The 23,889-nt window shown below is 62.2% G+C and carries 22 protein-coding genes; 8 read left to right on the forward strand and 14 right to left on the reverse strand.

The window, feature by feature from the left end:
- Positions 1 to 11: 11 nt before the first annotated feature.
- The 5 genes from LVD12_RS10080 to lgt form a co-directional block, all read right to left on the reverse strand.
- Positions 12 to 1,394 (reverse strand): MotA/TolQ/ExbB proton channel family protein, encoded by a 1,383-nt coding sequence (locus LVD12_RS10080; protein ID WP_237067586.1) that lies wholly within the window; start codon positions 1,392 to 1,394, stop codon positions 12 to 14.
- Positions 1,391 to 2,173 (reverse strand): DUF3450 domain-containing protein, encoded by a 783-nt coding sequence (locus LVD12_RS10085; protein ID WP_237067587.1) that lies wholly within the window; start codon positions 2,171 to 2,173, stop codon positions 1,391 to 1,393. Before LVD12_RS10085 ends, LVD12_RS10080 begins: the two co-directional genes overlap by 4 nt.
- 273 nt (positions 2,174 to 2,446) lie before the next feature.
- Positions 2,447 to 2,959 carry a dihydrofolate reductase gene (locus LVD12_RS10090; protein WP_237067588.1) on the reverse strand — a complete coding sequence of 171 codons (513 nt, stop codon included), beginning with the start codon at positions 2,957 to 2,959 and terminating at the stop codon, positions 2,447 to 2,449.
- Positions 2,960 to 3,793 (reverse strand): thymidylate synthase, encoded by an 834-nt coding sequence (locus tag LVD12_RS10095; protein ID WP_237067589.1) that lies wholly within the window; start codon positions 3,791 to 3,793, stop codon positions 2,960 to 2,962.
- A 3-nt stretch (positions 3,794 to 3,796) separates the two neighbouring features.
- A complete protein-coding gene (lgt, locus tag LVD12_RS10100) occupies positions 3,797 to 4,633 on the reverse strand; it encodes a prolipoprotein diacylglyceryl transferase (RefSeq protein ID WP_237067934.1) in 837 nt (278 codons plus the stop codon).
- A gap of 131 nt (positions 4,634 to 4,764) precedes the next feature.
- Between lgt and LVD12_RS10105 the strand changes: the two genes are divergently transcribed.
- The 5 genes from LVD12_RS10105 to mepK all read left to right on the forward strand — a co-directional run bounded on the left by LVD12_RS10105 (position 4,765) and on the right by mepK (position 11,425).
- A complete protein-coding gene (locus tag LVD12_RS10105) occupies positions 4,765 to 5,586 on the forward strand; it encodes an NRDE family protein (protein ID WP_237067590.1) in 822 nt (273 codons plus the stop codon).
- 332 nt (positions 5,587 to 5,918) lie between these two features.
- A complete protein-coding gene (locus LVD12_RS10110) occupies positions 5,919 to 7,874 on the forward strand; it encodes a L,D-transpeptidase family protein (protein ID WP_237067591.1) in 1,956 nt (651 codons plus the stop codon).
- A 171-nt stretch (positions 7,875 to 8,045) separates the two neighbouring features.
- The gene (locus tag LVD12_RS10115; RefSeq protein ID WP_237067592.1) at positions 8,046 to 9,317 is read left to right on the forward strand and encodes a L,D-transpeptidase family protein; all 1,272 of its coding nucleotides are present in this window, start codon (positions 8,046 to 8,048) and stop codon (positions 9,315 to 9,317) included.
- 3 nt (positions 9,318 to 9,320) lie between these two features.
- Positions 9,321 to 10,526, forward strand: a complete 1,206-nt coding sequence (locus LVD12_RS10120) for a L,D-transpeptidase family protein (protein ID WP_237067593.1) — start codon at positions 9,321 to 9,323, stop codon at positions 10,524 to 10,526.
- Positions 10,527 to 10,879: 353 nt separating this feature from the next.
- Entirely contained in the window at positions 10,880 to 11,425 is a 546-nt protein-coding gene (mepK, locus tag LVD12_RS10125) for a peptidoglycan L,D-endopeptidase MepK (RefSeq protein ID WP_237067594.1), read from the forward strand.
- 101 nt (positions 11,426 to 11,526) lie between these two features.
- Here the strand turns inward: mepK and LVD12_RS10130 are convergent, their stop codons facing one another.
- Entirely contained in the window at positions 11,527 to 12,708 is a 1,182-nt protein-coding gene (locus LVD12_RS10130) for an imelysin family protein (protein WP_369413380.1), read from the reverse strand.
- A 54-nt stretch (positions 12,709 to 12,762) separates the two neighbouring features.
- The gene (locus tag LVD12_RS10135; protein WP_237067595.1) at positions 12,763 to 13,428 is read right to left on the reverse strand and encodes a histidinol-phosphatase; all 666 of its coding nucleotides are present in this window, start codon (positions 13,426 to 13,428) and stop codon (positions 12,763 to 12,765) included.
- Positions 13,429 to 13,630: 202 nt separating this feature from the next.
- Here LVD12_RS10135 and LVD12_RS10140 point away from each other — a divergent pair, with 202 nt between their 5' ends.
- Together LVD12_RS10140 and ptsP are read left to right on the forward strand one after the other, a co-directional pair.
- On the forward strand, positions 13,631 to 14,269 hold the full coding sequence (locus LVD12_RS10140; protein WP_255771823.1) for an RNA pyrophosphohydrolase: 639 nt from the start codon (positions 13,631 to 13,633) through the stop codon (positions 14,267 to 14,269).
- Positions 14,270 to 14,364: 95 nt separating this feature from the next.
- Positions 14,365 to 16,623, forward strand: a complete 2,259-nt coding sequence (gene ptsP / locus LVD12_RS10145; protein WP_237067596.1) for a phosphoenolpyruvate--protein phosphotransferase — start codon at positions 14,365 to 14,367, stop codon at positions 16,621 to 16,623.
- 112 nt (positions 16,624 to 16,735) lie between these two features.
- On the opposite strand, the gene gcvH is transcribed toward ptsP, so the two are convergent.
- The gene (gene gcvH, locus LVD12_RS10150) at positions 16,736 to 17,122 is read right to left on the reverse strand and encodes a glycine cleavage system protein GcvH (RefSeq protein WP_237067597.1); all 387 of its coding nucleotides are present in this window, start codon (positions 17,120 to 17,122) and stop codon (positions 16,736 to 16,738) included.
- A 100-nt stretch (positions 17,123 to 17,222) separates the two neighbouring features.
- Entirely contained in the window at positions 17,223 to 18,311 is a 1,089-nt protein-coding gene (gene gcvT / locus LVD12_RS10155; RefSeq protein ID WP_237067598.1) for a glycine cleavage system aminomethyltransferase GcvT, read from the reverse strand.
- A gap of 254 nt (positions 18,312 to 18,565) precedes the next feature.
- Here gcvT and LVD12_RS10160 point away from each other — a divergent pair, with 254 nt between their 5' ends.
- Entirely contained in the window at positions 18,566 to 19,252 is a 687-nt protein-coding gene (locus LVD12_RS10160; protein ID WP_237067599.1) for a 2OG-Fe(II) oxygenase, read from the forward strand.
- Positions 19,253 to 19,277: 25 nt separating this feature from the next.
- Here the strand turns inward: LVD12_RS10160 and LVD12_RS10165 are convergent, their stop codons facing one another.
- From LVD12_RS10165 to LVD12_RS10185, 5 genes are all read right to left on the reverse strand, one after another.
- Positions 19,278 to 19,844 (reverse strand): CBS domain-containing protein, encoded by a 567-nt coding sequence (locus tag LVD12_RS10165; protein ID WP_237067600.1) that lies wholly within the window; start codon positions 19,842 to 19,844, stop codon positions 19,278 to 19,280.
- A 110-nt stretch (positions 19,845 to 19,954) separates the two neighbouring features.
- A complete protein-coding gene (locus LVD12_RS10170) occupies positions 19,955 to 20,254 on the reverse strand; it encodes a hypothetical protein (RefSeq protein ID WP_237067601.1) in 300 nt (99 codons plus the stop codon).
- A 140-nt stretch (positions 20,255 to 20,394) separates the two neighbouring features.
- A complete protein-coding gene (locus LVD12_RS10175; RefSeq protein WP_237067602.1) occupies positions 20,395 to 21,501 on the reverse strand; it encodes a CNNM domain-containing protein in 1,107 nt (368 codons plus the stop codon).
- Entirely contained in the window at positions 21,498 to 22,502 is a 1,005-nt protein-coding gene (locus LVD12_RS10180; RefSeq protein ID WP_237067603.1) for a rhomboid family intramembrane serine protease, read from the reverse strand. The genes LVD12_RS10175 and LVD12_RS10180 overlap by 4 nt, the downstream gene beginning before the upstream one ends.
- A 120-nt stretch (positions 22,503 to 22,622) precedes the next feature.
- Positions 22,623 to 23,858 (reverse strand): UbiH/UbiF/VisC/COQ6 family ubiquinone biosynthesis hydroxylase, encoded by a 1,236-nt coding sequence (locus tag LVD12_RS10185; RefSeq protein ID WP_237067604.1) that lies wholly within the window; start codon positions 23,856 to 23,858, stop codon positions 22,623 to 22,625.
- Positions 23,859 to 23,889: the final 31 nt, after the last annotated feature.

Consider the following 23,889-nt stretch of genomic DNA (forward strand, 5'->3'; position numbering starts at 1 on the left):
GCCGCCTCCTCTTATTTACGCTCGGCGTTTTCCGCCACGATACCGGCACTCTGCTCTTCCAGGATGTGCAGGATACGCTTGGCGCGGCCGTTGACGATGGTGTGCATCAGCACAGTCGGGATGGCCACACACAGACCCAGTACGGTGGTTACCAGAGCGGAGGAAATACCGCCGGCCATCGCTTTCGGGTCACCAGCACCGAAGATGGTGATCGCCTGGAAGGTGATGATCATACCGGTAACGGTACCCAGCAGACCCAGCAGCGGGGCGACCATGGCAATGATCTTCAGCAGGTTCAGACCGGACTCGATCTCCGGACGCTCCTTCAGGACAGCCTCTTCCATCTTAAGCTCGAGGGTTTCACCGTCCACACCCTTGTTCTCTTCAGCAACGGCCAGAACACGACCCAGCGGGTTGTTGGTGTTCGGGGTCTCGGAGCGAAGCTGGGCGTTTACGCGGCTGTTCACACCGGACAGCACGATCAGGCGCCAGATGGCCAGCAGCATGGCAATCGCACCAACACCGGTAATGATGTAGCCGACGATGCCACCCTGGTGCCAGCGCTCAACGAGGCTCGGGCTGTTGATCATGGCCTTCAGCAGGGAACCGCCGGTCGGGCCAGTCGGGTCAACACCGAATGCGCTGAAGCCGGAGGTGGCGTTCTGCAGGTCTTCAGCCATGGACAGGTACTTGCCGTCGGGCTGGCGAATCAGCTCGGCCATCTTGTTGGCGTCGGTCATTTCCAGGTACTTGCCGTTGGAAACCAGGTTGAAGTTACCTACACGGACAACTTCCTGCTCTACCTGCTCACCATCGGGCTTGATGACGGTACCGCTGAACTTGACGACCTTGCCAGACTCAACGATTTCACGCTGCATTTCGAACCACAGACGCTCGATCTCTGCGATGGTCGGCAGTTTGGTCTGGGAGTTCATCTTGTCGATCAGGGTGTCGAGGAACTCGGTACGACCCTGATACTGCGCGGAAACGATGGAAGACTCCATGTTGGCACGCAGGTCACCAGCGGTAGAGGTCATGTGACCAAACAGCTCTTTCAGGGAGCCCATACGCTCGTCCAGCTGCTCGCGCTTGTTCTGAACCTCGACTTCCTGCTCCTGGTACTTGGCTTCCAGGCGCGCGGAACGCTCTTCTTCAGCAGTGCGGGTTTGCTTGGCCTGGTTCAGCAGGGACTGCTGATTGGCCTTCTGGCGACGGAACTCTGCTTCGCGCTTTTTGTGCTCGGCAGACTCGGCAATCTTGGATTGCTGAACCATTTTCAGCAGCTGATCCAGGGACTTGGCTTCGTCCTGGGCCATGGCAGTGCTGCTAATCAGACCAGCCGCCACGACTGCGGCCGTCATAGATACTAGGCGTTTGGCGAAATTGGTTTTCATTGCGCAGCCTCCGGAGCGTGGATCGGCATGGTCATGATGTCTTGGGTAGCCTGCTTGCGGGCAATCTTCAGGCCATTCTGGATAGCGCGGCGGTAGTCGCCAGCGTCGATCTCAACCCAAGCCTTCTGCTCTTTGTCGTAGGCCAGAGAAACCTTGGAATCGGTGGTCTGGGCAACCAGGGCAATACGGCCGATCTGCAGTACGTTAACTTCGCGGTCCTGGCCATTCACTACCAGGGTGTCGCCGTAGCTGTCGATCTTACGCGCGTATTCGGCTTCGAAGTTGTACAGTTCCAGCACCTGACGGAATTTCTCCGCAACAGTGATATCGGAACGGTCCATATTGTTCTTCACGCCCTGCAGGTTCGCCATGCGCTCTTCCAGCTTGAACGGTGCGTCCAGCTTGATGAACTGCTCCAGGCCTTCCAGCATGCGCAGGATCAGCGGCTGAATCTGGCGCTCGATGACGGTGACGTTTTCGATGGACTCATCCAGGTCCTTGATCACGGCGAGCTGGTTGGCCAGCTGCTTTTCGAGCTGACGGTTGTAGACACGCAGACCGTCAATCTCCTTGTTCACCACCTTGAAGTCCTGCAGCAGGCTGGTGGTTTCTTCGGCGATCTTGTCGATGCGCTTTTGGGACGCCTGAGCGGCAGCAGTTTTCTGCTGGCCGACAGCCAGGACGTTATCGAGTGTATCCGCAGTGGCTACGCTGCCATAGAGTGCGCCGGCAGACAGCGCAGTGGTCAGCGCCACAGCCATGAATCGCTTGGTTTTCATTAGACCCCCCAGTGGGTTCAATATTTCACAACATGGTCGCGATGGTTTAGCTGCCACAACGCGGTTGGATTTTGGTTTGAAGACAGCTAAGAGCCGCACATTGTAAACAGCCGATTTGATTATTCAAATGCCGATTGACAGTCTCGGCCCGCATGGGTAGCAAGGTAACACCCGGGTAACAAATCCGAGTCGCATGCACACAAATGCGGCGGCGCAAATTGTACGAGCAATCACGTAAACTAACAGAGCGATCAATTATTGATCAAGTCGAATTTATTTTGACCTGTCGTACTGGACTAAGCAGTAGTTATATTCATCCCTGTCCGACGCCGGGTAACAATCCCGACCGGTTTCTGACCAGCCATTCGCAAATTCCGGGAAAAAGGCATCGCCCTCCACCTGCGCCTCCACTTCCGTGATGTAGAGACGGCGCGCCATCGGAAGCGCCTGGCGGTAGATCTCTGCTCCACCAATCACCATCACCTCTTCTGCGCCGCTGTCGGCAGCCGACTGACGAGCCACCACCAGCGCCTCTTCGAGACTGGAGACCGCAGTCACACCCTCTGCCCGCCATTCGGGATTGCGGGTGATGACAATATTGGTGCGGCCGGGCAGCGGTCGACCGATGGACTCAAAGGTTTTGCGCCCCATGATGACGGGCTTCGACATAGTCACCCGCTTGAAGAACTTCAGGTCGCCGGAAATCCGCCAGGGCAGGGTGTTGTCGCGGCCGATGGTCCGGTTTTGCGCCATGGCCGCGATCATCGCAATGGGTACTTCCTTCATTTATATCGCCACCGGTGCGGGAATATGGGGATGGGCCTCATAGCCTCTCAGCTCAAAATCCTCGAAGCGGAACGCGAACAGATCGGTCACATCCGGGTTGAGGTGCATCTGCGGCAGGGGCAGCGGCTCCCGCGACAGCTGCTCCTCTACCTGCTCCAGGTGATTCAGGTACAGGTGGGCATCGCCGAAGGTGTGGATGAACTCACCCGGCTGCAGGCCGCAGACCTGGGCCAGCATCAGGGTCAGCAGGCTGTAAGAGGCGATATTGAACGGCACGCCGAGGAAAATATCGGCGCTGCGCTGGTAGAGCTGGCAGGACAACTTGCCGTCCGCCACATAGAACTGGAACAGCGCGTGACACGGTGCCAGCGCCATGCGCCCGGCTGCGGCGTTCTCTGCCGGGGAGACACCCTCATCCGGCAGGTCGGCAGGGTTCCAGGCGCTGACAATCAGGCGACGGGAATCCGGCCGGCTTTTCAGCTGTTCCACCAGCTCCGCTATCTGGTCAATCTGGCGACCGTCCGCGGTGGGCCAGGAGCGCCACTGGTGGCCGTAGACGGGGCCCAGATCACCACTCTCGGTGGCCCACCCGTCCCAGATCCGCACCCCGTGCTCCTTGAGGTAACCGATATTGGTATCCCCTTTCAGGAACCACAGCAGTTCGTGAATGATCGAGCGCAGGTGCAGTTTCTTGGTGGTCACCAGGGGGAACCCCTCGGCCAGGTCAAATCGCATCTGGTAACCGAAAACACTCAGCGTGCCGGTGCCTGTGCGGTCGCTCTTGCGGGTGCCGTTGTCGCGCACGTGGCGCATGAGATCGAGATACTGCTTCATCTATCAGGCTCCACTCTTGGCTTCACTGGACTTGGCCTCACTGCGCCCCTCGGGCAGGGGCTGGGTGCGGTAACTCCACACCAGCAGGATGATGCCGGCGGCAATCATCGGCAGGCTCAGCAACTGCCCCCGGGTCATCCAGCCAAACAGGTCGAAGCCGATGTGACCGTCCGGTTCGCGCACAAACTCCACCAGGAAGCGGAAAATGCCATAAAGAAGGACGAACAGGCCACCCACCGCCAGCCGCGGTCGCGGCTTGCTGGAAAACCACCACAGCGCCGCAAACAGCACCAGGCCTTCGAGAAATGCCTGGTACAGCTGGGAGGGGTGGCGCGCCAGCTGCTCCGGGTCCCGGGGGAACACCATGCCCCAGGGCGCATCGGTGGGACGGCCCCAGAGCTCCTGACCAATGAAATTCCCAAGCCGGCCGAGTCCCAGCCCGATCGGCACCAGCGGGGCGACAAAATCGATCAGTGCAGGGAAGGTGGTGCCGATCTTGCGCGCATAGATGGCCGCAGCCACCATCACACCGATCAGGCCACCATGGAAACTCATGCCCCCCTCCCAGACACGTACCAGAGACAGTGGATCGGCCACCAGCTGCGGGAAGTTGTAGAAGAACATGTAACCGAGCCGCCCACCGATCACCACACCGAGGGCACAGTAGAGGATCAGGTCCTCCACCTCGGATTTGATCACCGGCGACCAGGACTTGCGGCTGCGGCGCAGTGCCAGCCACCAGGCGGCGATAAAGCCGCCCAGGTACATCAGGCCATACCAGTGCACCTCGAGCGGGCCGATGGCAATGGCGACGGGATCAATCTGCGGGTAGGGAATCATCAGCTCTTTACTATTTTTGGCGTCGAAGACAAGGCGCAAATCTTACCAGAAGCCCGACAGCGCCGGGTAATGGCCTCACCCCCGTGCGCGCAACTATCATTCCGGTTCCGGAGCGGAAACCGTGATCGTCTATGTGCCTGCTGCTGTTCGCCTACCACTGCCACCCGAACTATCCGCTGCTGATGCTGGCCAACCGCGATGAGTTTTATCATCGCCCGACCGAGCCGGCACAAGCCTGGCCCGGCGCCCCCATGGTGGCCGGCCGGGACCTCGAGGGCGGCGGTACCTGGGCGGGGATCGCCCCCGGGCGGGTCGCGGCAGTCACCAACATCCGCGAGCCCCAGATCCCGAGCCCGCCGGCCCCACTGTCCCGGGGGGATATCCCCAGGGATTTCCTCCAGGGGCAATCCAGCCCGCTGGACTTCGCCCTGTCACTCGATGGGGATCGCTATCGCGGTTTCAACACTCTGCTGTTCCGCCTGGGTGCGACGGACGAACTGGTCTGCGCGGGCAACCGCCACCAGCCCTTCCGCTTCGCACCGGGCGTTCATGGCATCTCAAACGGCGCGCCCGATGCGCCCTGGCCCAAAGTTGAGCGTGGACGCACCGCCCTGGCGGAGCTCCTCAACGGCATGGCCGCTGACCTCAGGGAAGACCACTTCGTCGACCGCGCCCTGACGCTGCTCCGGGACCAAGAGCCCGCCCGCCCGGAGGAGCTGCCCCATACCGGGGTAGGCCCGGAACTGGAAAAGGCCCTGTCGCCAATCTTCGTGCGCATCGAACAGGGGAATTTTCCCGGCAGTATCGCCGCCGCGGCCCCGGGCCCCTATGGTACCCGTGCCAGCACCGTGATCGCCGTCCACCGCGACGGCACCACCCAGCTGTGGGAGCAGGGCTACCGGGCGGGCAGGCCGGCCGGCCAGGTGCGCCAGTTCACGCTCTCCCCGCCCTGAGACTCCCTCCGACCATACGCAGCCACTATCCCTGACCAGCACTGCGTGGTCAGTCTCCCCACTGACGTAGGGTGGTGCTGATGGGGTGCCAAGCAAATTTTGCATTTGTTGCCATACTTACTTTCACGGGGTCAGTTTGGTTGAGTTTCGTGCCGCCAACCGGGCCCCGAAAAGGAAAGTCGCGCGGGACGCATGACAATGGCGAGCCGTCGATAGTATTCGACGAACAACAGGACCGGCTCGCCGCAGGTTGGGAAGGTATAAACGATCTGGCGCCCGGCTACTCATCAAAACAGATAAGCAGACGGGCCCTGCAGCATCGCTGAGGTACCATGTCGTATTTCAACCCAGAGCGCCGCACACGCAAATCACCGTTTCCGCTGCTGATTCTCGGCAGCCTGTGCGTATTTGCCCTCTACTATGCCTTTAGCGCCAACCAGAAAACGGTACCGGTGCTGCCGGCCAACGCCGTACAGCCACACCTGATCCGCTGGCTGGTGGACAACCCGGAGTCCTGGCCATCGCAGGAGCCCATCTTTAATCACGCCGCAGTGCGGCGCATCTATGAGCGCACCGACTACCGCTTGCTGTGGTTCGACAACTACAGGCTGAGCGACACCGCCCTGGACCTGATCCAACAACTCAAGGCCACCAGTTCCGGTACGCAAAGCATGGTGGATTACCGCTATCACCTGGGCCACTTTGACCGCACCCTGCGCGATGCTCCGCAGCGTTTGCAGATGGCGGCGGTACTGGATGTACTGCTGACCGATGCCTTCGTATCCTACGCCCGGGACACGCAACTGGATAACCTCAAGCCCCGCATGCGCCCCAAGCGTGACATCACCCCGGTCAGCACACTGGAGGGCGGCTTCCGCCTGGCCAGCTACCCGGCTGGACGCCAGACCTCACCCAGCCCCAGTGGACGCCAGTACTTCCGCGGCTATAACCGCGGTGCCACCAGCGGCAGCAACAGCGATGACCGCGGCGACGGCATCGACCGCTCGCGTCATTATTCCAGCGGCCGTTCCTCCTACCGTGCAGTACCGCGCTCCTCCTACGGAAGCAGCTACAGCACGCGGGGCAACACTTCCCGTTTCGCCGCTGGTGGCCTGCCGCCCCGCAACGGCTACCAACCCTACCTGCGCAGCGAAAACGGCCTGCCCAGCGTCGGCCGCGTGCCGGAAAACAGCGAGGGTCCCTACTATCCGGGCAATGACCCTTTCGGTAACGATGCCTCTGCCCTGCGCTATGAGCTGGACCGTTATCGCCAGATCGCAGCCAGTGGCCGCTGGCGCCCGATGCCACCGGGACCGGCCATGACCATCGGCGCCAAGCACCCCCATGTAGCGCTGCTACGGGACATGCTGACTCTCTATGGTGATTACCGCGGTTATTACGGCTACGGTGGCGGTGAGCGCGACAAGTTCGATCGCGGCCTGCATGAAGCGGTGCTGCGCTTCCAGGAGCGTCACGGTCTGAAAGCCGATGGCATCGTCGGGCGCGAGACCCGCAAGCGACTCAACCTGTCGCCGACGGCGCGCATCCGCATTATCGAGAACAATATCCGCCGTCGGGAGGCGCTGCCCACCCAGCTCGGTGAGCGCTTTATCCAGGTCAACATTCCGGCCTACCGACTGAAATACGTGGAAAATGACCGTGTCCGCCTGGCCATGAACGTGGTGGTGGGCAAGCCCCAGCACGCCACGCCGGAAATCAATACCCGCGTCAGCCGGGTGGTGTTCAATCCCACCTGGACCGTGCCCCGCAGCATCCTGGTCAAGGAGATCCTGCCCAAGGCGCGGGCCAACCCCGGCGGCATGCAACGCATGGGATACCGGGTTGTCAACGGCAGTGGCGACCACCTGCCATTGACCCCACAGAACCTCTCCGCCGCCGGCCAGGGATCCTTCCTGATGCGCCAGCTTGGCGGCGAGGAGAATATTCTCGGTCGGGTGAAGTTCGAGATCCCCAATACCGATGAAATCTACCTGCACGACACCCGGGCCCGCAGCCTGTTCTCGCTGACCGAGCGGGCCTACAGCCATGGATGTATTCGCCTGGAGAACCCCCGCCACCTGGCCGAGGCGCTGCTCGGCCCCGAGGGCGACTGGGATCAGTGGCGCATCGACCAGCTGACTGTCGGCGACGAGACCACTGAGGTCCGGCTCAAGGAAAACGTGAAGGTGTACATCACCTACTGGACTTCCTGGGTGGATGGCCAGGGTCGCCTCCACTTCCGTCCGGACATCTATGGCAAGGACGGACTGGCCGCCAACCAGTTCTGAAGCCCATGCCGGGTTGACCCGAAAGGGTCACCCCGGCATCTCTCCTACCGACACTCGCGCCCCCGGTTGCAGGGCATAGCGGAAAAAACTTGGGGCCACCCCAGTCACAAATTACCACTGTGAGCACGGCAATCCGTCCGCCTGACGCTTTCCGACTCACAGGGGTAAGTTATGGGTGTTGGCAATTCCCTCAGACATTTGCACGCGCAACCTCCGCACTGCAGCGCCCTGGCACTGGCCCTGGTGCTCTGCCTGGGCGCAGAATCCACCATCGCCAGCCCTGTGCCAGATTCCCAATCCGGCATCGATCGGCTGCTCGCTGACACTGACCCATTTACCCCTTACGGTCGCCAGCATGCGTTGATGCGCGAGGAACTGGCTCGCTACCGGGCACTGGCAGAAGACGACCAGTGGCAGCCTTTGCCCGGGGGACAGGCCATCGCGCCGGGAGCTCAGGAGCCCCGGGTTCGGCAACTGCGCAGCCTGATGATGCTGTATGGCGACCTGGTGGTGGATGACCAGACTGGCCGTGATAGCCGGCGTGCTGATGAGTACGACCCCGATCTCCAGGCTGCAGTGCGCCGCTTCCAGCGTCGCCATGGCCTGCGGGAGGACGGACTGGTGGACGACCGCACCCGCGCAAGGCTGAATGTGCCCCCCGCCGAGCGTGCCCACACCCTGGCTGCCAATCTCGAGCGACTGCAACAAATGCCGCGGGAACCGGGAGAACGCCACATCCTGGTCAACATCCCGGATTTCAGCCTGCGGCTGATGGAGAACGGTCGCGAGCAGTACCGGATGAGAGTCGTGGTCGGCAAGCCGGAGCACGCCACGCCGCAACTCACCACCCGCATGACCCGGGTAGTCTTCAATCCGGTATGGCGGGTACCGCCCAGTATCGCCCTGCGTGAATTACTGCCCAAGGGCAGCGCCGCGTTGCGGGCGAGGGGCTTCAAGCTGGTCAGCCACAGCGGCCGCGCGGTGCCTTTTACCGCCGGTAATATCGCCGGCATCCGCCGCGGCAAGGTCAGCCTGCACCAGAAAGGCGGGCCGGAGAATGCCCTCGGCCGGGTCAAATTCATTATTCCCAATCGGGAAGCCATCTTCCTCCACGACACCAACAGCAAGCATCTGTTCAAGCGCCCACAGCGCGCCTTCAGTCACGGCTGTATCCGGCTGGAGAAACCGCTGGAGTTTGCCCGCATGATGCTGCTGGAGCAGAACAACTGGGAACCGGCCCGGGCGGAAAAGTATCTCAACACCGCCCGAACCCGTGCCGTGACCCTGAAAACCCCGTTGCCCGTCTATATCGCTTACTGGACGGCGTGGGTTGATGAGGACGGTCTGCTGCAGTTTCGCCCCGACATCTATGATCGGGACGGCAAGAAGAACGAGAGTGCCGACGGGGGCAGCGCGGCTTCTGAACAGAGTCAGTCGGGGTGAGTCATGGTTGCCAAGCGGCGCCGCTGGCAACGGCTGGCGGCAGGTATCGCACTCTCCATCGGCTCCCTGACCGGAAGCTGGGCTGCCAGCCCGGAAGCCGGTAAGGAAGCGCTGGACCCCGCTGCAATCGCAACGGCCATGGGTGCAGCAGCCGAACGCTATCGCGGCCTGGCCGACCGGTGGCAGCCCCCGGACCAGGGTCAACCGCTCCTCCAGGGCCAGCGGCACCGTCGCGTCGCGCAGCTGCGCGAGATTCTGCGACTCTACGGGGATTACCGGGGAACTCCCGCTCCACTACCGCCAGACAGCCAGCCGGACGCACAGCGTTATGACAGCGCCCTTGCACGCGCGGTGGAGCGCTACCAGCGCCGCCACGGGCTCGAGGTCACCGGCAACGCCGATACCACAACACTGCTGCAGCTCTCCACCCCGCCTACCGAACGCGCCCGCCAGCTGGAGGTGAACGCAGCCCGATGGAAAAAGCTCGCCAGCCAGACCGGCGAACGCTACCTGCTGGTCAATGTACCTGCCTTCGAACTACAGCTGGTGGAAAAGGGCCGTATCACCCTCCAGATGAAAACGGTGGTGGGCAAGACCAGTACCCGCACACCGTCCCTGCGCAGCCGCATCACCAACGTAGTGTTCAACCCCACCTGGACCGTGCCGCGCAGCATCCTGCTCACAGACCTGCTGCCCAAAGCCCGCAATAACCCCGAGGCCATGCACCGCCGCGGCTATCGTGTGGTCAATTACGGCAGCAGGGACACGCGTCCCATCTCCCCGGAGACACTGTCCCGCGCCGCAGAGGGGCAGGCTACGCTGAGACAGATCAGCGGCCCCGGTAATACCCTCGGGCACGTAAAATTCATCCTGCCCAACAAACAGGCAATCTTTCTCCACGATACCCAGGCCCAGAGCCTTTTCGAGCACAACGAACGCGCCTTCAGTCACGGCTGTATCCGCCTGAAGGAACCGGAGGAGCTCGCCTATGCACTGCTGCGACCACAGGGGTGGGACCGCACCCGTGTGGCTGAAGCAGCCACGGGCAACGAGACCCTCAATATTCGCGTGGATGACCCACCGCGCCTGGTGATTACCTACCTCACGGCCTGGGTAGACGGAAAGGGGCGCGCCCACTTCCGCCGGGATATCTATCAGCAAGACCAGCCTGAAGAGGCCTCCCCGGACCAAGAGCCCGCCGCTGAATAACCCGTCATACCCCGCCAGGCGCCCGGATCACGGGCGCCGCAGGCCGATTCAGCCCTTTCCGGCCAAAACAGAACCCGGCAGTCGCAAAAAAATGAAATTTCAGCACAAATGCCCTAAATGACAACGTTGTCGCGGAAAATGGGCCTGCATTCGACCATGGAGCAGGGTTAAGGTCAGTTTCCCTTAGCCCAAAAGGAAAAAATTCCAAGTTTCCCCTTCGATCAATTCCTCATCAGGGCTGTACGATTTGTAACCAATGGTTATTTTTTGTACATTACTTCCCGAGCCCGAAGGCAACCAAAGACGCCGAAGCGGGCTTGCCACGAAGAGATTTGAGAGGCGGAGATTAGGGTATGAAACAGGATATGAAGAAGCTTTCCAGACGTCGATTCCTGGCTGTGACTGGTGCAGCAGCAGCAACCGTCGCCGCCGGCCCGACTTTCGCAAAAGTGGGCAACGCGCGCACCCTGAAAATGCGCAACCTGCACACTGGCGAGCGCCTGAACACCACTTACTGGTCTAATGGCGACTATGACAGCGCTGGACTGAAGCAGTTCAACCGACTGCTGCGGGACCACCGTGCCAACGAAGTCACGCGTATGGACCCGAAGCTGTTCGACATCGTGTACAAGCTGAAGGAAAAGCTGAACTTTAATGGTGAGGTGGAGATTATCTCCGGCTACCGTTCAGCCAAGACCAACGCCAAGCTGCGTGCCGCTGGCCGCGGTGTGGCCCGCCGCAGCTACCACACTCGCGGCATGGCCCTGGACATCCGCATGCCGGGCATCAGCACCACGCGACTGAAAAATGCCGCGAAGGCTTTGCGAGCAGGCGGTGTAGGTCACTACCCGAAGAGCGGCTTCGTACACGTCGACACCGGCCCCGTACGTAGCTGGTAACACCGGCGCCGGCCCACAGGGACCGGCCCCCAAACACGAACCCCGGCAATTGCCGGGGTTCGTCGTTTCTGTTTGCACCTTAACGATTTCTCGTCGGCGGCTTATTGCCCCTGCAGGGAGACCGGCGTCATGTCTTCATCAGCCGCCGGTACATCCACCGTGCCACTCATCAGGCCCGCCAGCGCCTCCATCAGCTGCCGCCCGCGGGCCAGCTGGTCCAGTTCCGCCAGCTCTACGGGATCTTCCATCCCAAGCAGCAGTTCTTCCAGGGCGACAAAGTGCTCAGCCAGCGCCTGCTGCTGGTTGCGATCCAGTAGCAGTTCCGCCAGGCCGGCACCGCTGGCCGGCAGCCAGTTCGCCTGCAGGGTGCGCAACGTGGCCAGGATGGCCTGTTTGGAGTCCGCTGCCCGACTGCTCTCCACGTCACTTTCCGAGCTCTCGGGCAACCGGCGCAATAATTCCTCGTCGATCACCTGGGTATGGATGGCCCGGATCTGCTGCAGACGGGCAACAGGTTCCAGCGCCAGGAACGGCTGCGACAGGTCATTGGCCCCATAGGCCAGGCGCTTTGCCAGCCGGTTGAAATCCTCTCCCAGTGCCTCTCCCATCAGCCGGGTCAACTGGCGACGCCGATTGGTCGCCAGTGCCTCGGGCTTTTCCCCGGTGCTTACCGCGATGAAGTCGTCCGCCACCCGCTCACTGGTGGGCCCCCAGAGCATCACCTCCAGCGCGTGGAAACCGGTGCTCGCCTCCTCATGGGCGGTGAGCCGGTGCTGACGGCGAAGATTGGCAAGGGTCAGTTCCACCGCCGTGTCATTGACGATGCCGCTGTCGGAATAACCGGGTACGGTATCCAGGTAGCCCGGCTGTGCGGGCCAGCTGTCGACGGTCAGCAGTAGCTCGCGCCCCTGCTCACGAAGCGGCGCCGGTGCGAACGCCAGCCGGATATAGGGCAGCGCGGCGGCAAATTCGCGGTGGGCATCCAGCCAGGCCAGCTTTGCCGCCTCCAGATGATCCTCGGACGGTTTGTCCAATAGTCCGGCCAGGGCGCGGTTGAGGGCCTCGATGGCAGCCTGCACGTCGGTGACCTGGGCAAGACCGGCTTCCCAGACGGCACGAGAGAGAGACTCGGCTGCCTGTGGGTCCACCGCTTCCACCACTTGTGGTTGCTCCGCTGCCGGCGGCACTTCCTCGCTCGCCCGTTTGCCATCGCAAGCCCCCAGCATTGCCAGTGTGACCAGCAACAGCACACCGCGGGCCCGCTCAATCATCGCTCTTGTCACTCGTTTCCCCTGTCCAACTCAATATCATCCGCCGCAACACGCAGCCGCGGACACTCATGCCTCATCGCGCAGGCTGATCACCGGCCAGCCCCGCTTCTCGGCCTCTGCCCGCAATCGCGGGCAGGGGTCCACCGCCACCGGGTGGTCGACTTCCTGTAACAGAGGCAGGTCGTTGATGGAGTCGCTGTAAAACCACTTTTCATCGCCCGCGAACTCCGGGTTATGGGCGAGCCACTGATGCAGCCGCACCACCTTGCCCCCCTGATAGCAGGGTTCGCCAACCACCCGACCAGTAAAGCGGCCCTCGATTTCCTCGGGTTCCGTTGCGAGCAGGCTGTCCACCCGCAAGCGCTCGGCAATCGGCTCCACCACAAACCGGTTGGTGGCGGTGATGATCATAATATGGTGGCCCTGGCTGCGATGCCGACTGATTAACTCTTCTGCGCGCGGCAACCAGATTTCATTCACCACCTCCTGCATGAACGCGCGGTGGAGGTTGTTGAGCTGCCCGCGGCTGAGTTGTGCCAGGGGCTCCAGGGCAAATTCCAGATAGGCGAAAATATCCAGTTCACCGCGCTGGTAATCCCGGTAAAAGCGGTCGTTGGCAGAGCGGTAGCGCTCACTGTCCACATGCTCATGCCGAACGAGAAACTCGCCCCAGGCGTGGTCACTGTCGCCTCCGATCAGGGTGTTATCCAGGTCAAAAATTGCCAGTCGCACTACGGTATCCCCCAATAACTATAGGTGCCAGAGGTGGCTTTTGCCGCCGACAGCTCCCCCCCTGGTCGCGGCCATTTTACCTTTCCCCGCCAGTGTTCACAGTGACGCCTGCGCGAATTGCCGTAATACCGTCGCTGTGGAACAATGCTGAGCAAGTATGCGCAGCTGAAGGCTGCGCGAAAGAGCTATCGAGGACAGAATTTTGAGCGACGGCAAGCCGGCATCCGCCGGACGCAAGAACCGCCGCAGGTCCGCCAGGCAGTCGAACCGAAACGATGCCCCCGCCAGTAACGGCGGGCGCAAGCATCGCGGGCGCGGCGCCGAAAACAGCAGCAACATCGATGCCGAGGGTTTCCGCCCCAATGTCGGCATCATCGTGTTGAATGACCGCGGCCAGGCGCTGTGGGCGAGACGGGTCGGCGGCAAGGACGCCTGGCAGTTTCCCCAGGGCGGCATCAATCCGGGCGAAAGTGCGGAGCAGGCGCTCTACCGGGAGCTCTACGAGGAGATCGGCCTCACCCGGGATCAGGTCAGCCTCATCGCCTGCACGCGCGGCTGGCTGCGCTACCGGCTGCCGCAACGGTTGGTTCGCCGCCGTTCCGAGCCGCTCTGTATCGGGCAGAAGCAGAAGTGGTTCCTGCTGCAGTTGCAGGCGCCGGAGAGTTCCATCAGCTTCAACAACGGCTACAAACCCGAATTCGACCACTGGCGCTGGGTGAGCTACTGGCACCCGCTGACAAAGGTGGTGACCTTCAAGCGCGAGGTGTATCGCCGCGCGCTGACAGAGCTGGCTCCACAGCAAATACAATTGGAAAAGCGCTGGGAGCGGGAACAGGACTAGGAAACCTCTGAGTCAGTCGAGGATGTCTCTGACTGCCAGGACCTCCCGGTTCCCGCAGAACTTCACCCACTCCGCACCTCGGCGAGGAAAGGCCTTTGCTCGGATCACTGCGCAGCATCGTTCAGGAAGTCAACGCGGCCCGTGACCTGCCCGCAGTGCTCGATATCATCGTGCACCGGGTGCGGGAGGTGATGGACACGCGCGTCTGTTCCGTTTACCTGCGCGACAAGCAGTCCGGCTCCTACGTGCTGATGGCCACCGAGGGCCTCAATCCCGACTCCGTCGGCCAGGTGCGCCTGGAACCCGGCGAGGGTCTGGTGGGTAACGTGGTCACTCGCGAGGAGCCCATCAACCTGGAGCGGGCCGAAGCCCACCCGGCCTACCAGTATTTTCCTGCCACTGGTGAGGAGCGTTTCAGCGCTTTCCTGGGCACCCCCATCATCCACCATCGCAATGTGCTCGGCGTACTGGTCGTGCAACAGGCGGAGCAACGCCGCTTCGATGAGGGGGAGGAAGCCTTCCTTGTCACCCTGTCAGCACAACTGGCGGGCGTCATTGCCCATGCCGAGGCCACCGGTGCCCTGGCTACCATCGGCCAGCAGCGCCGCGAGGCCAAGTTTGACGGTATTGCCGCCTCCCCGGGTGTCGCCATCGGCTGTGCCCATATCGTGGCGCCGCCGGCGAGCCTGTCCACCGTGCCCTACAGCTGCTGTATGGATGTGGAAGCGGAGCTGGCACTTTTCCACCAGGCCCTGGTGGCTGCCCGGGAAGAGATCCGGGCCGTGGGCGAGCGACTGAAGGACGAGCTCAACCGGGAGGAGCGGGCACTGTTCGATGCCTATATCAGCATGCTCGACGACAGTTCCCTGGCGGTGGAAGTCTGCGACCGCATCCGCGGCCAGCAACTGAGTGCCAGCCGCGCCTGGGCGGAGGTGATGCTGGAGCATGTACGACGCTTCGAGGCCATGTCCGATTCCTATTTCCGCGACCGCGCCGCCGATGTGCGCGACCTCGGGGCCCGCGTACTGATGCACCTGCGCCAGCAGCAACAGAGCCAGCGGGACTACCCGGACAACGCCATCCTGATCGGCGAAGAGCTCACCGCCGCGGCGCTGGCCGATGTCCCGCGGGAGAAACTCATTGGCCTCGTATCCATCAAGGGCTCGGCCAACAGCCACGTGGCGATCATCGCCCGCGCCATGGGCCTGCCCGCCGTGATGGGCGCGCAGGAACTACCGTTCGAACGGATCGACGGCGCCGAACTGGTGGTGGATGGCTATCGCGGTGAACTCTATGTGCACCCGTCTACCGAACTGCGGCGCCGCTATGACAGCATTGTCGAGGAGGAGCGGGAAATTGCCCGTCACCTGGACCACCTGGCCGGCCTGCCGGGCGAAACCGCTGACGGCCACCGGGTACGCCTGTGGGTCAACACCGGCCTGATGGCGGATGTGGTGCGCTCGCTGGAGCGCGGCGCCGAGGGGGTCGGGCTCTACCGCACCGAGGTCCCCTTCCTGCTGCGGGACCGCTTCCCCTCGGAAGAGGAGCAGCGGGAGATCTACCGCGAGCAACTGCAGGCCTTCGCACCGCGGCCGGTGACCATGCGCACCCTGGATATCGGCGGCGACAAGGCACTGACCTACTTCCCCATCGAGGAGACCAATCCCTTCCTGGGCTGGCGCGGTATCCGCGTCACCCTCGACCATCCGGAAATCTTTCTGGGCCAGGTGCGCGCCATGATGAAGGCCAGTCTCGGCCTGGATAACCTGCGCATCATGCTGCCGATGGTCAGCGGCCTCGGCGAGCTGGAGGCGGCACGCAAACTGGTGGAGCGCGCCTACCGGGAACTGGTGGATGAGGGCTATGACATCGCCATGCCACCACTCGGCATCATGATCGAGGTTCCCTCCGCGGTCTATCAGGCCCGGGAACTGGCCGAGCGCGCCGATTTCATGTCGGTGGGCAGCAATGACCTGACCCAGTACCTGCTGGCCGTGGACCGCAACAACAGCCGTGTCGCCAACATCTACCACGCCCTGCACCCGGCAGTCCTGCGGGCACTGCACCATGTGGTGGATGCCAGTCACGATGCAGACACCAAGGTCGGTATCTGCGGTGAACTCGCCGGTGATCCCGGCGGCGCCCTGCTGCTGGTGGCCATGGGTTATGACGTGTTGTCCATGAACGCCACCAACCTGCCGCGGGTCAAAGCCGCCCTGCGGGCCGTCACCAAGTCCGACCTGGACCAGCTGCTCCGCCAGTGCCTCAACCTGCAGTGCCCGGAGCAGATCGAGGAGACCCTGAGCAGCTACCTCAAGCGAGTGGGGCTGAAATCCCTGCTGCAACCCATGTAGTCACTGGCCGGGTAAGAACAAAAGCACAAGACGAAAAAAAGCCGCGTGGGGATCACCCAGGCGGCTTTTTACTCCCGACTGAATCTCAGTCAGGCCGTGATCGCAGCAGCGATCAGTCCTCCGCTTCCTCGCGATAGGCATCGGCGTCGAGCATGTTGTCCAGCTCGCTGACATCGCTCGGTTTCACACGGAAGAACCAGCCATCGTCGTAAGGGGAGCCATTGACGGTCTCCGGGGCATCCTCGAGATCCTCATTGATCGCAACCACCTCACCGGAAACCGGCGAGTAGATATCGCTGGCCGCCTTGACCGACTCGACCACACCGGCTTCGTCGCCCGCTGCCAGGGTAGTGCCCACTTCCGGCAGCTCCACATAGACAACATCTCCCAGGGCATCCTGGGCGTGGTCACTGATTCCGACGGTGACGGTGCCGTCCTCCTCCAGCCGTGCCCACTCGTGGCTGGACAGATACTTCAGTTCGCTGCGAATCTCGCTCATTCTGTGTTCCCTCGATTAAGCTCTTGAATTGGCTTGCCCGCCGCCGGGGCTGACAGCCGCACTCTGCGGCCATCCGGAAAGAACCCCGGCTACAGCGGCATTAAATTACGGATTTGCCGTTGCGGACGAAGCAGGGCTTGACCACCTTCACCGGCATCAATTTCTTGCGGATTTCCACCTGGGCGCTGTCGCCCACCGTCACCGGTACCCGCGCCAGGGCAATAGAGTAGCCCAGGGTGGGGGAGAAGGTTCCGCTGGTGATAATACCGCGCTCCTCGGTACCGTCCACCACAACCGGCTGGCCCGCGCGCAGTACACCGCGCTCTTCCAGCACCAGCCCCACCAGCTTCTCTTTCGGCCCGGCCGCCTTTTCCTGTTCCAGCGGCTTGCGGCCGATGAAATCGCGCTCTTCGGGCTGCCAGGCGATGGTCCACCCCATGTTGGCCGCCAGCGGCGAGGTGTCATCGTCCATCTCGTGGCCGTACAGGTTCATCCCAGCCTCAAGGCGCAGGGTGTCACGGGCGCCAAGACCGCAGGGAGCAACACCGGCATCCGCCAGTGCCTGCCAGAAACCGGGCGCATCCTCGGCCGCCAGCATGATTTCCAGGCCGTCCTCACCGGTGTAACCGGTGCGCGCAACGAACCAGTCACCGCGGGCCACACTCTCGAAGATCTTCAGGTCGTCGATGATCGCGGTCCATTCGATGCCGAGCACCGCCTTGGCCTTTTCCAGTGCCTCGGGGCCCTGCACCGCCACCATCGCCAGGGTCGGACGCTCGGTGAGGGTCACAGAAAAATTCTGGGCCTGCTGCTCCATCCATGCCAGGTCCTTCTCGCGGGTGGCGCAGTTCACCACTACCCGGTAGCCCGGATCGCGGAAGTAGACGATCAGGTCGTCGATGACGCCACCGCGCTCATTCAGCATACCGGTGTAGAGCGCCTTGCCGGGCTTGCCATCCAGCTTCGCCACGTCGTTGGCCAGCAGGTAGCGCAGGTAGTCCCTGGCCCCATCGCCATCGATATCGACCACGGTCATATGGGAGACGTCGAACATGCCAGCGGCGGTGCGCACCTTGTTGTGCTCTTCCAGCTGGGAACCGTAGTTCAGGGGCATGTCCCAACCACCAAAGTCAACCATTTTGCCGCCCATGGCGACATGCGTGTCATACAGAGGCGTTCTGTTTCCCATCTTTTGTTCTCAAATCCAGTGATAAATAAAGCCGCGTATTCTAACGGCGCGGCAACAGGCCTTACCAGATGCCAATATTCTGCAAGCCTAGCAGGCGCCGGGATGAAAACCTGCCCCGGCTGACGATCACCGACAAAAGTCCTTGGCGCCTCAAAGGGGGGATGAGAAAAGGCTTTGCCAGCGGGTACTTTCAGTATATAAGGCGCCACGAGCGCGGCCACTCCAGGCCGCCAGACCTGCCCCGGAGCCCCTCGTTGAACACAAGCCTGAACCTGGCCCCTCCCCGGCCCTCGATCGAGGAGCCGGTACTGGAAAATATCGCCGATGCACTGCGCCGGGATGGCTACATTGTCCTGCACGCCCCCCTGCCTCCGTCACTGCTGGGCGGCATGCTGCGGCACTTTCGCTCCATCGACGATGATCACTTCAAGCGGGCGGGGATCGGTCGCGAGGATGAACACCAGCTGGACCGCAGCATCCGCAGTGACCGGATCTTCTGGCTGGATCGGGACAATCCCTATGTCTCGGCGTACCTGAACTGGATGGAGACACTGCGCCTCGGGCTGAACCGGCACCTCATCCTCGGCCTGTTCGACTACGAGTGCCATTACGCCTACTACCAACGCGGGACGTGTTACAAGAAGCACCTGGATGCCTTCCATGGCAGCACCAACCGGGTGCTCAGTACCGTCCTGTACCTGACACCCAACTGGCAGCCACGGGATGGCGGCGAGCTGGCAATCTATCCGTCAGTCCTGCATGGGGATCCCGATGCCGAGGAGCCTCTGTTGCGGGTGACGCCCCGCTTCGGACAGATGGTGATCTTCCTCAGCGAGGAATTTCCCCACGAGGTATTACCGGTGCAGCGGGCACGCTACAGTGTCACCGGCTGGTTCCGGGTCAACAGCAGCCTTGGAGGCACTGTCGACCCGGCATCCTGACTCTCGGTTGGCTATCCAGACCGGATCAATGCACCAGCGAAAGGCTTCGCATCAGCTCGGCCACATTGGGCACATCATCGATGCGAATATCTGCATGCAGGCGCAGCCCGACCTCCCCGGCGCTGATCAGCCCCCGCACCTGGTGGTTTGACGTATCCACCACCAGGCAATCCCGCTCGCCATCCCGGCGCATGGCTGCCAGCACCTCACCGATGGTGCTGCACTCCACTTGTGCGTAGGAAAAGGACTTGAGCAGGCGGCGCGGGCGCATCAGGTCCCCGACCGTTAGCTCCTGCCGCGACACCCCCGACGCCACCCATTGCATCAGCCGCTGGTGCGAAACATCCTCGACCCCCAATAAACCGGCCAGCTCGCCCCTGCCGTCGACGACAAGCATGGTGTTGCGATGGCCAACCCGCATTACCAGCGCGGCGTTCAGTGCGGACATGGATGGAACCAGCACTGCAGCGGAATGCTCCCTGAAGTCTGAAATAAACTCGAGGGCGGGGGAATCCAGTGAAAGCTCACAGAAGTCGTCGGGAAAGACCAGCCTGTCCACTTGCTGTAATTGCGACACATCTAAATTTTTCATGGCAATAACTCTTCTGTTCGGCCATCGCTCAGCGGCAGCCGTTGAAATTCAGTAGCGAGCCAACCTGCGACCAGAAAAGTCGCGACCCGCTGGAATAGGGGAAAGGAGAGTCAGGCCTGGAACGGGGGTGCGCGAATGGCATGTTCACCGTGCAGCGGGGAGACGGGCAGGGCAACTGCACTGAATGGCTTTGCAATCGCAGGGGCGGAATTTTCAAGAGTGAGGGCTACACGCCGCGGCGGGACACCATCCGTATCACCGTCGATGGTATCGAGCAGATGTGCAGTGGAAACCTCGAGCTGCCCGCCAGTCTCCTGCAGGCGTTCATCCTGCTGCGCCGGCGGCTCCGCCAGTACGGCCGAGCACAGCAGCACAGACTGGAGCAGAATGAACAGCAGGTTTTTGCGCACAGCGAAAATACCGATGAATGGTTGGTGCTATCGTGCCCGGGGACTTGCGGGAAGCCCGCCGGCACGGAGCCGGTTGAAAATGCGACCGGCTATGTCATAAGTCAGTGGACACGATCGGAACGGCAGAAGTTCCCGTGAGCTCACTGCGGACGCTCGTCTTCGTCCTCATCGGGATCATCCTCCTGTTTTGCCGATTCGTCCACTTTTAATCCGTAGCGCTTGGAACGCCAGCGCCAGAGCCGGCGGGCAAGCAATTGCCGGTCCGGCGTCTTGTCCGCCTCATCCACAATTTCCTCGCCGAGCAGGGTTTCGAGCAGATCCTCCAGGGTCACCAGCCCCTCAAGGCTGCCATACTCGTCCAGCACCGCGCTGATCTGCACCCGCCGCGAGAGCATTTTCTGGAAGGCCTGGTAGATAGTGGCAGTCTCCGGCAGCATCAACATGTCACGACGAAACTGGGACAGCTTCTCGTCGATACTGCCTTTGGCATAAGCCAGCAACAGTTCCTGCTTGAGAACAAATCCCACCACACAATCTGGATCGCTGCGCTCGTAGACCGGGATGCGGGAAAAGCGGCTTTTCTCGACTTCCTCATATGCCTCACCCACCGTGGCATCCTGTGAAAGTGAATAGACCACCGTGCGTGGCGTCATCACTTCCCGCACCGAATGGTCCCGCAGGGTAAAAAAGAGATTGCGCAGGATGTTGGATTCGCGTCGCTCCAGCTGCCCTTCCGCCTCACCGAGCTCCGCCATCACGGCAAACTCCTCGCGGCTGAAGCCGGTCAGGGTCGGGCCGTGGGACAGCCCGCGGGTCAGCCACTCGGACATCTTCACGAATGGATAAAGCACCCACACCATGAATTGCACGGTGTATGCAGTGATTGGCGCCAGTTGCCGCCAGTAGACGGCCCCCAGGGTCTTGGGGATGATCTCCGAGAAAATCAGGATCAGCAGCGTAAGGATGGCGGAGATAACCCCCAGGTACTGGTTGCCGAACACCGCCGCCGCCTGCGCCCCTGCACCCGCCGCGCCCACGGTATGAGCTACGGTATTGAGCGTGAGGATCGCCGCCAGGGGGGCATTGATATCATCCTTGAGACGACGCAGCAGGGGCCCCGCGCGATGCTCCTCACGCTCGAGCAGGCTGATATAGGGTTTGGTCACGCTCAGGATGACCGACTCGGCGATGGAGCACAGGAAGGAAAAACCCAGCGCAATCATGACGTAGACAATCAGCAGTGTCATGGTCTCTCAGCCGCGCCCCCTTCCGGCAAAAACTTTCGGTCACCCCCCAGCAGGCAGTACAGCAATGCCAGCAGCAGGCCGCTGATGAAACCACCCACATGGGCTGCGTTGGCAACACCGACACCGAGCACCAGTGTCACCAGCCCGGTCGCACAGACCAGTAGCCAGCCAACCGCCAGTGTCACGATACCCGGTGGCACATCGCGCCAGCCGGGCGCCATCCGCTGTAACACCAGTACCGCGCCCACCAGGCCATAGACCACGCCGGACATGCCGCCGAAGACAATCCCGGGAGACCAGAGATACTGGGCCAGGTTGGAAACCACCGCCGTGACCAACACCAGCAAGGCCAGCGCCACGGTGCCGGCGCGGGCTTCCAGTGAGCGGCCCAGAATCCAGATGCCCAGGGCATTGAAGAGCGCATGGGGCGGGGAGAAATGCACGATGGCCGGGGACCAGAGACGCCAGTACTCCCGCTGGGACAAATGCCACGCCAGCGTGGAGGAGGCCAGTTCGAAGTCCTCGCGTCGGTCCGGGAAAATCACCAGCGCCTGCACCAGGTTTTCCCGCCACAGGAACCAGCCGACAAAGCAGAGTGCGATCAGTAACAGACACAGCGGCGTGGCCTGCAGCGGCCAGCTCGGCAGTGCCGACGGGCTGACCGCATCCGCGCGTACCTCGGCGCCCGCTGGAGCGTGCCCCGCCGGTTCCCGGCTTTCGTCTCCACCGGGTGTCAGCTCACTGGTCACCGGCACCTGTTCCGACGCAGGCGTCTCAGTGACGGGCTCCATTCGGACATCCGCCAGGCGCAGCTCGCCGGACTCCCAGCGTTCCAGCAGCGGCTGCAGCAGTGATTGGAAACGAGCATCCGGAGCCCACAGCACCTGGCGATTGTTCTCTTCAGTAATGCGCAGGGGCAAGCGCCAGCGCGCGATGAATTGCGCCAGCTCGCTCAGATCCTTGTCGACGGGAAATTGATAGACAGCGGTCCAGTCGCTCAAAAGTCAGTCCGGGCCTTTACAGATGAAGGTCAAAAGCTCGATGAATAACGCTGCAGAGGATATTGGGCTGACGCGGTCAAACACAAGCGCATTGCCCGAGCGCTTCGCACCGAACCGGATTCACACCGCCATGGCGCGCAGGATAATCCTTTTCTTCAGCAGTGGGCTGGCATCCACCATACTCAGGCCGGTGTTGCGCAGCCAACGCCAGTGGAGCTCACCGGCGCCGAACAGGGACTTGAAGGTGCTCATCGCCTTCAGGGTCGCTTCATTGTCACCGCGACGACGGCGCTGGTATCGGGCCAGTACAGAACTGTCCGAGGGCTCCAGCCCGCGCTTGAGGGCGCGCTGGATTTCCTCACCGAGCACGCGGACATCCTGCAGGCCGAGGTTCACTCCCTGCCCCGCCAGCGGGTGGATCGTGTGTGCAGCGTCGCCGACAAGCACGGCACCGGGCCCGTAATAGCTTTCCGCGTGCCGGCTGCGCAGGGGAAATGAGAAGCGCTCGCTCACCGACTCGATCGGCCCGAGGCGGCTCTCGAAAGCCTTCTCGAGATTCAGGGCAAAGGCGGCGTCGTCCAACATCAACAATTCCCGCGCCAGATCCTGGTCCGCCGACCAGACCACCGCGCAGTGATTCTCGTCCCCGAGGCCGGAAAGGGGCAGGAACGCCAGTGGGCCGGTGCGCAGAAAGCGCTGCCGCGCGGCATGCCGGTGACCCTCGGCACAGCGGGCGACACATACCAGCGCCGTCTGGTGGTAGTCGGTATCCTTGCAGCGGATACGCAGCAGATCCCGCACCCTTGACCGGGCACCGTCAGCACCAATCAGCAGTCGCGTTTCCAGTACTTCACCGCGATCATCCAGGCCTTCAACCAGATGTTCGTCCTTCGGCCGTGACTGCAGGTACCAGTGACCGCAGTCCCGCCACCAGCTGTCGAGCCGGAAACCCTCGATCATCTCTACGTTGGGCAGCGCGTCGATGCGCGCCCGCAGTGCTGCAGAGACCACGCAGTTTTCCACGATATGTCCGAGGTTCGGCTGGTGTACGTCGCGGCAGCTGAAGCTGACAGAGCCAGTGCCCTCGGCATCCCAGACCCGCATATCCGTATAGGGGCAGGCGCGGGCGGCGATGATGTCATCCCAGGCACCGACCTCGGTCAGCAGCTCCTGTGAGGCACGGGTCAGGGCAACGACCCGGGGGTCGTAGTGATCCTCCGGTACCGACGGACGCCCGGTCGAAGCCTCAAGCACCGCTACCCGGAGTTGCGGATGCCGCACTGCCAGCAGCGCGGCCTGGGCCATGCCCACCATACCGGCGCCAACAATGGCAACATCCAGGCGATTTCTCTTCATAGATTGACCATTTCGCGACTTTTACGCTCGA

This window comes from Microbulbifer guangxiensis, from assembly GCF_021729075.1.
GTDB classification, from domain to species: Bacteria; Pseudomonadota; Gammaproteobacteria; order Pseudomonadales; family Cellvibrionaceae; genus Microbulbifer; species Microbulbifer guangxiensis.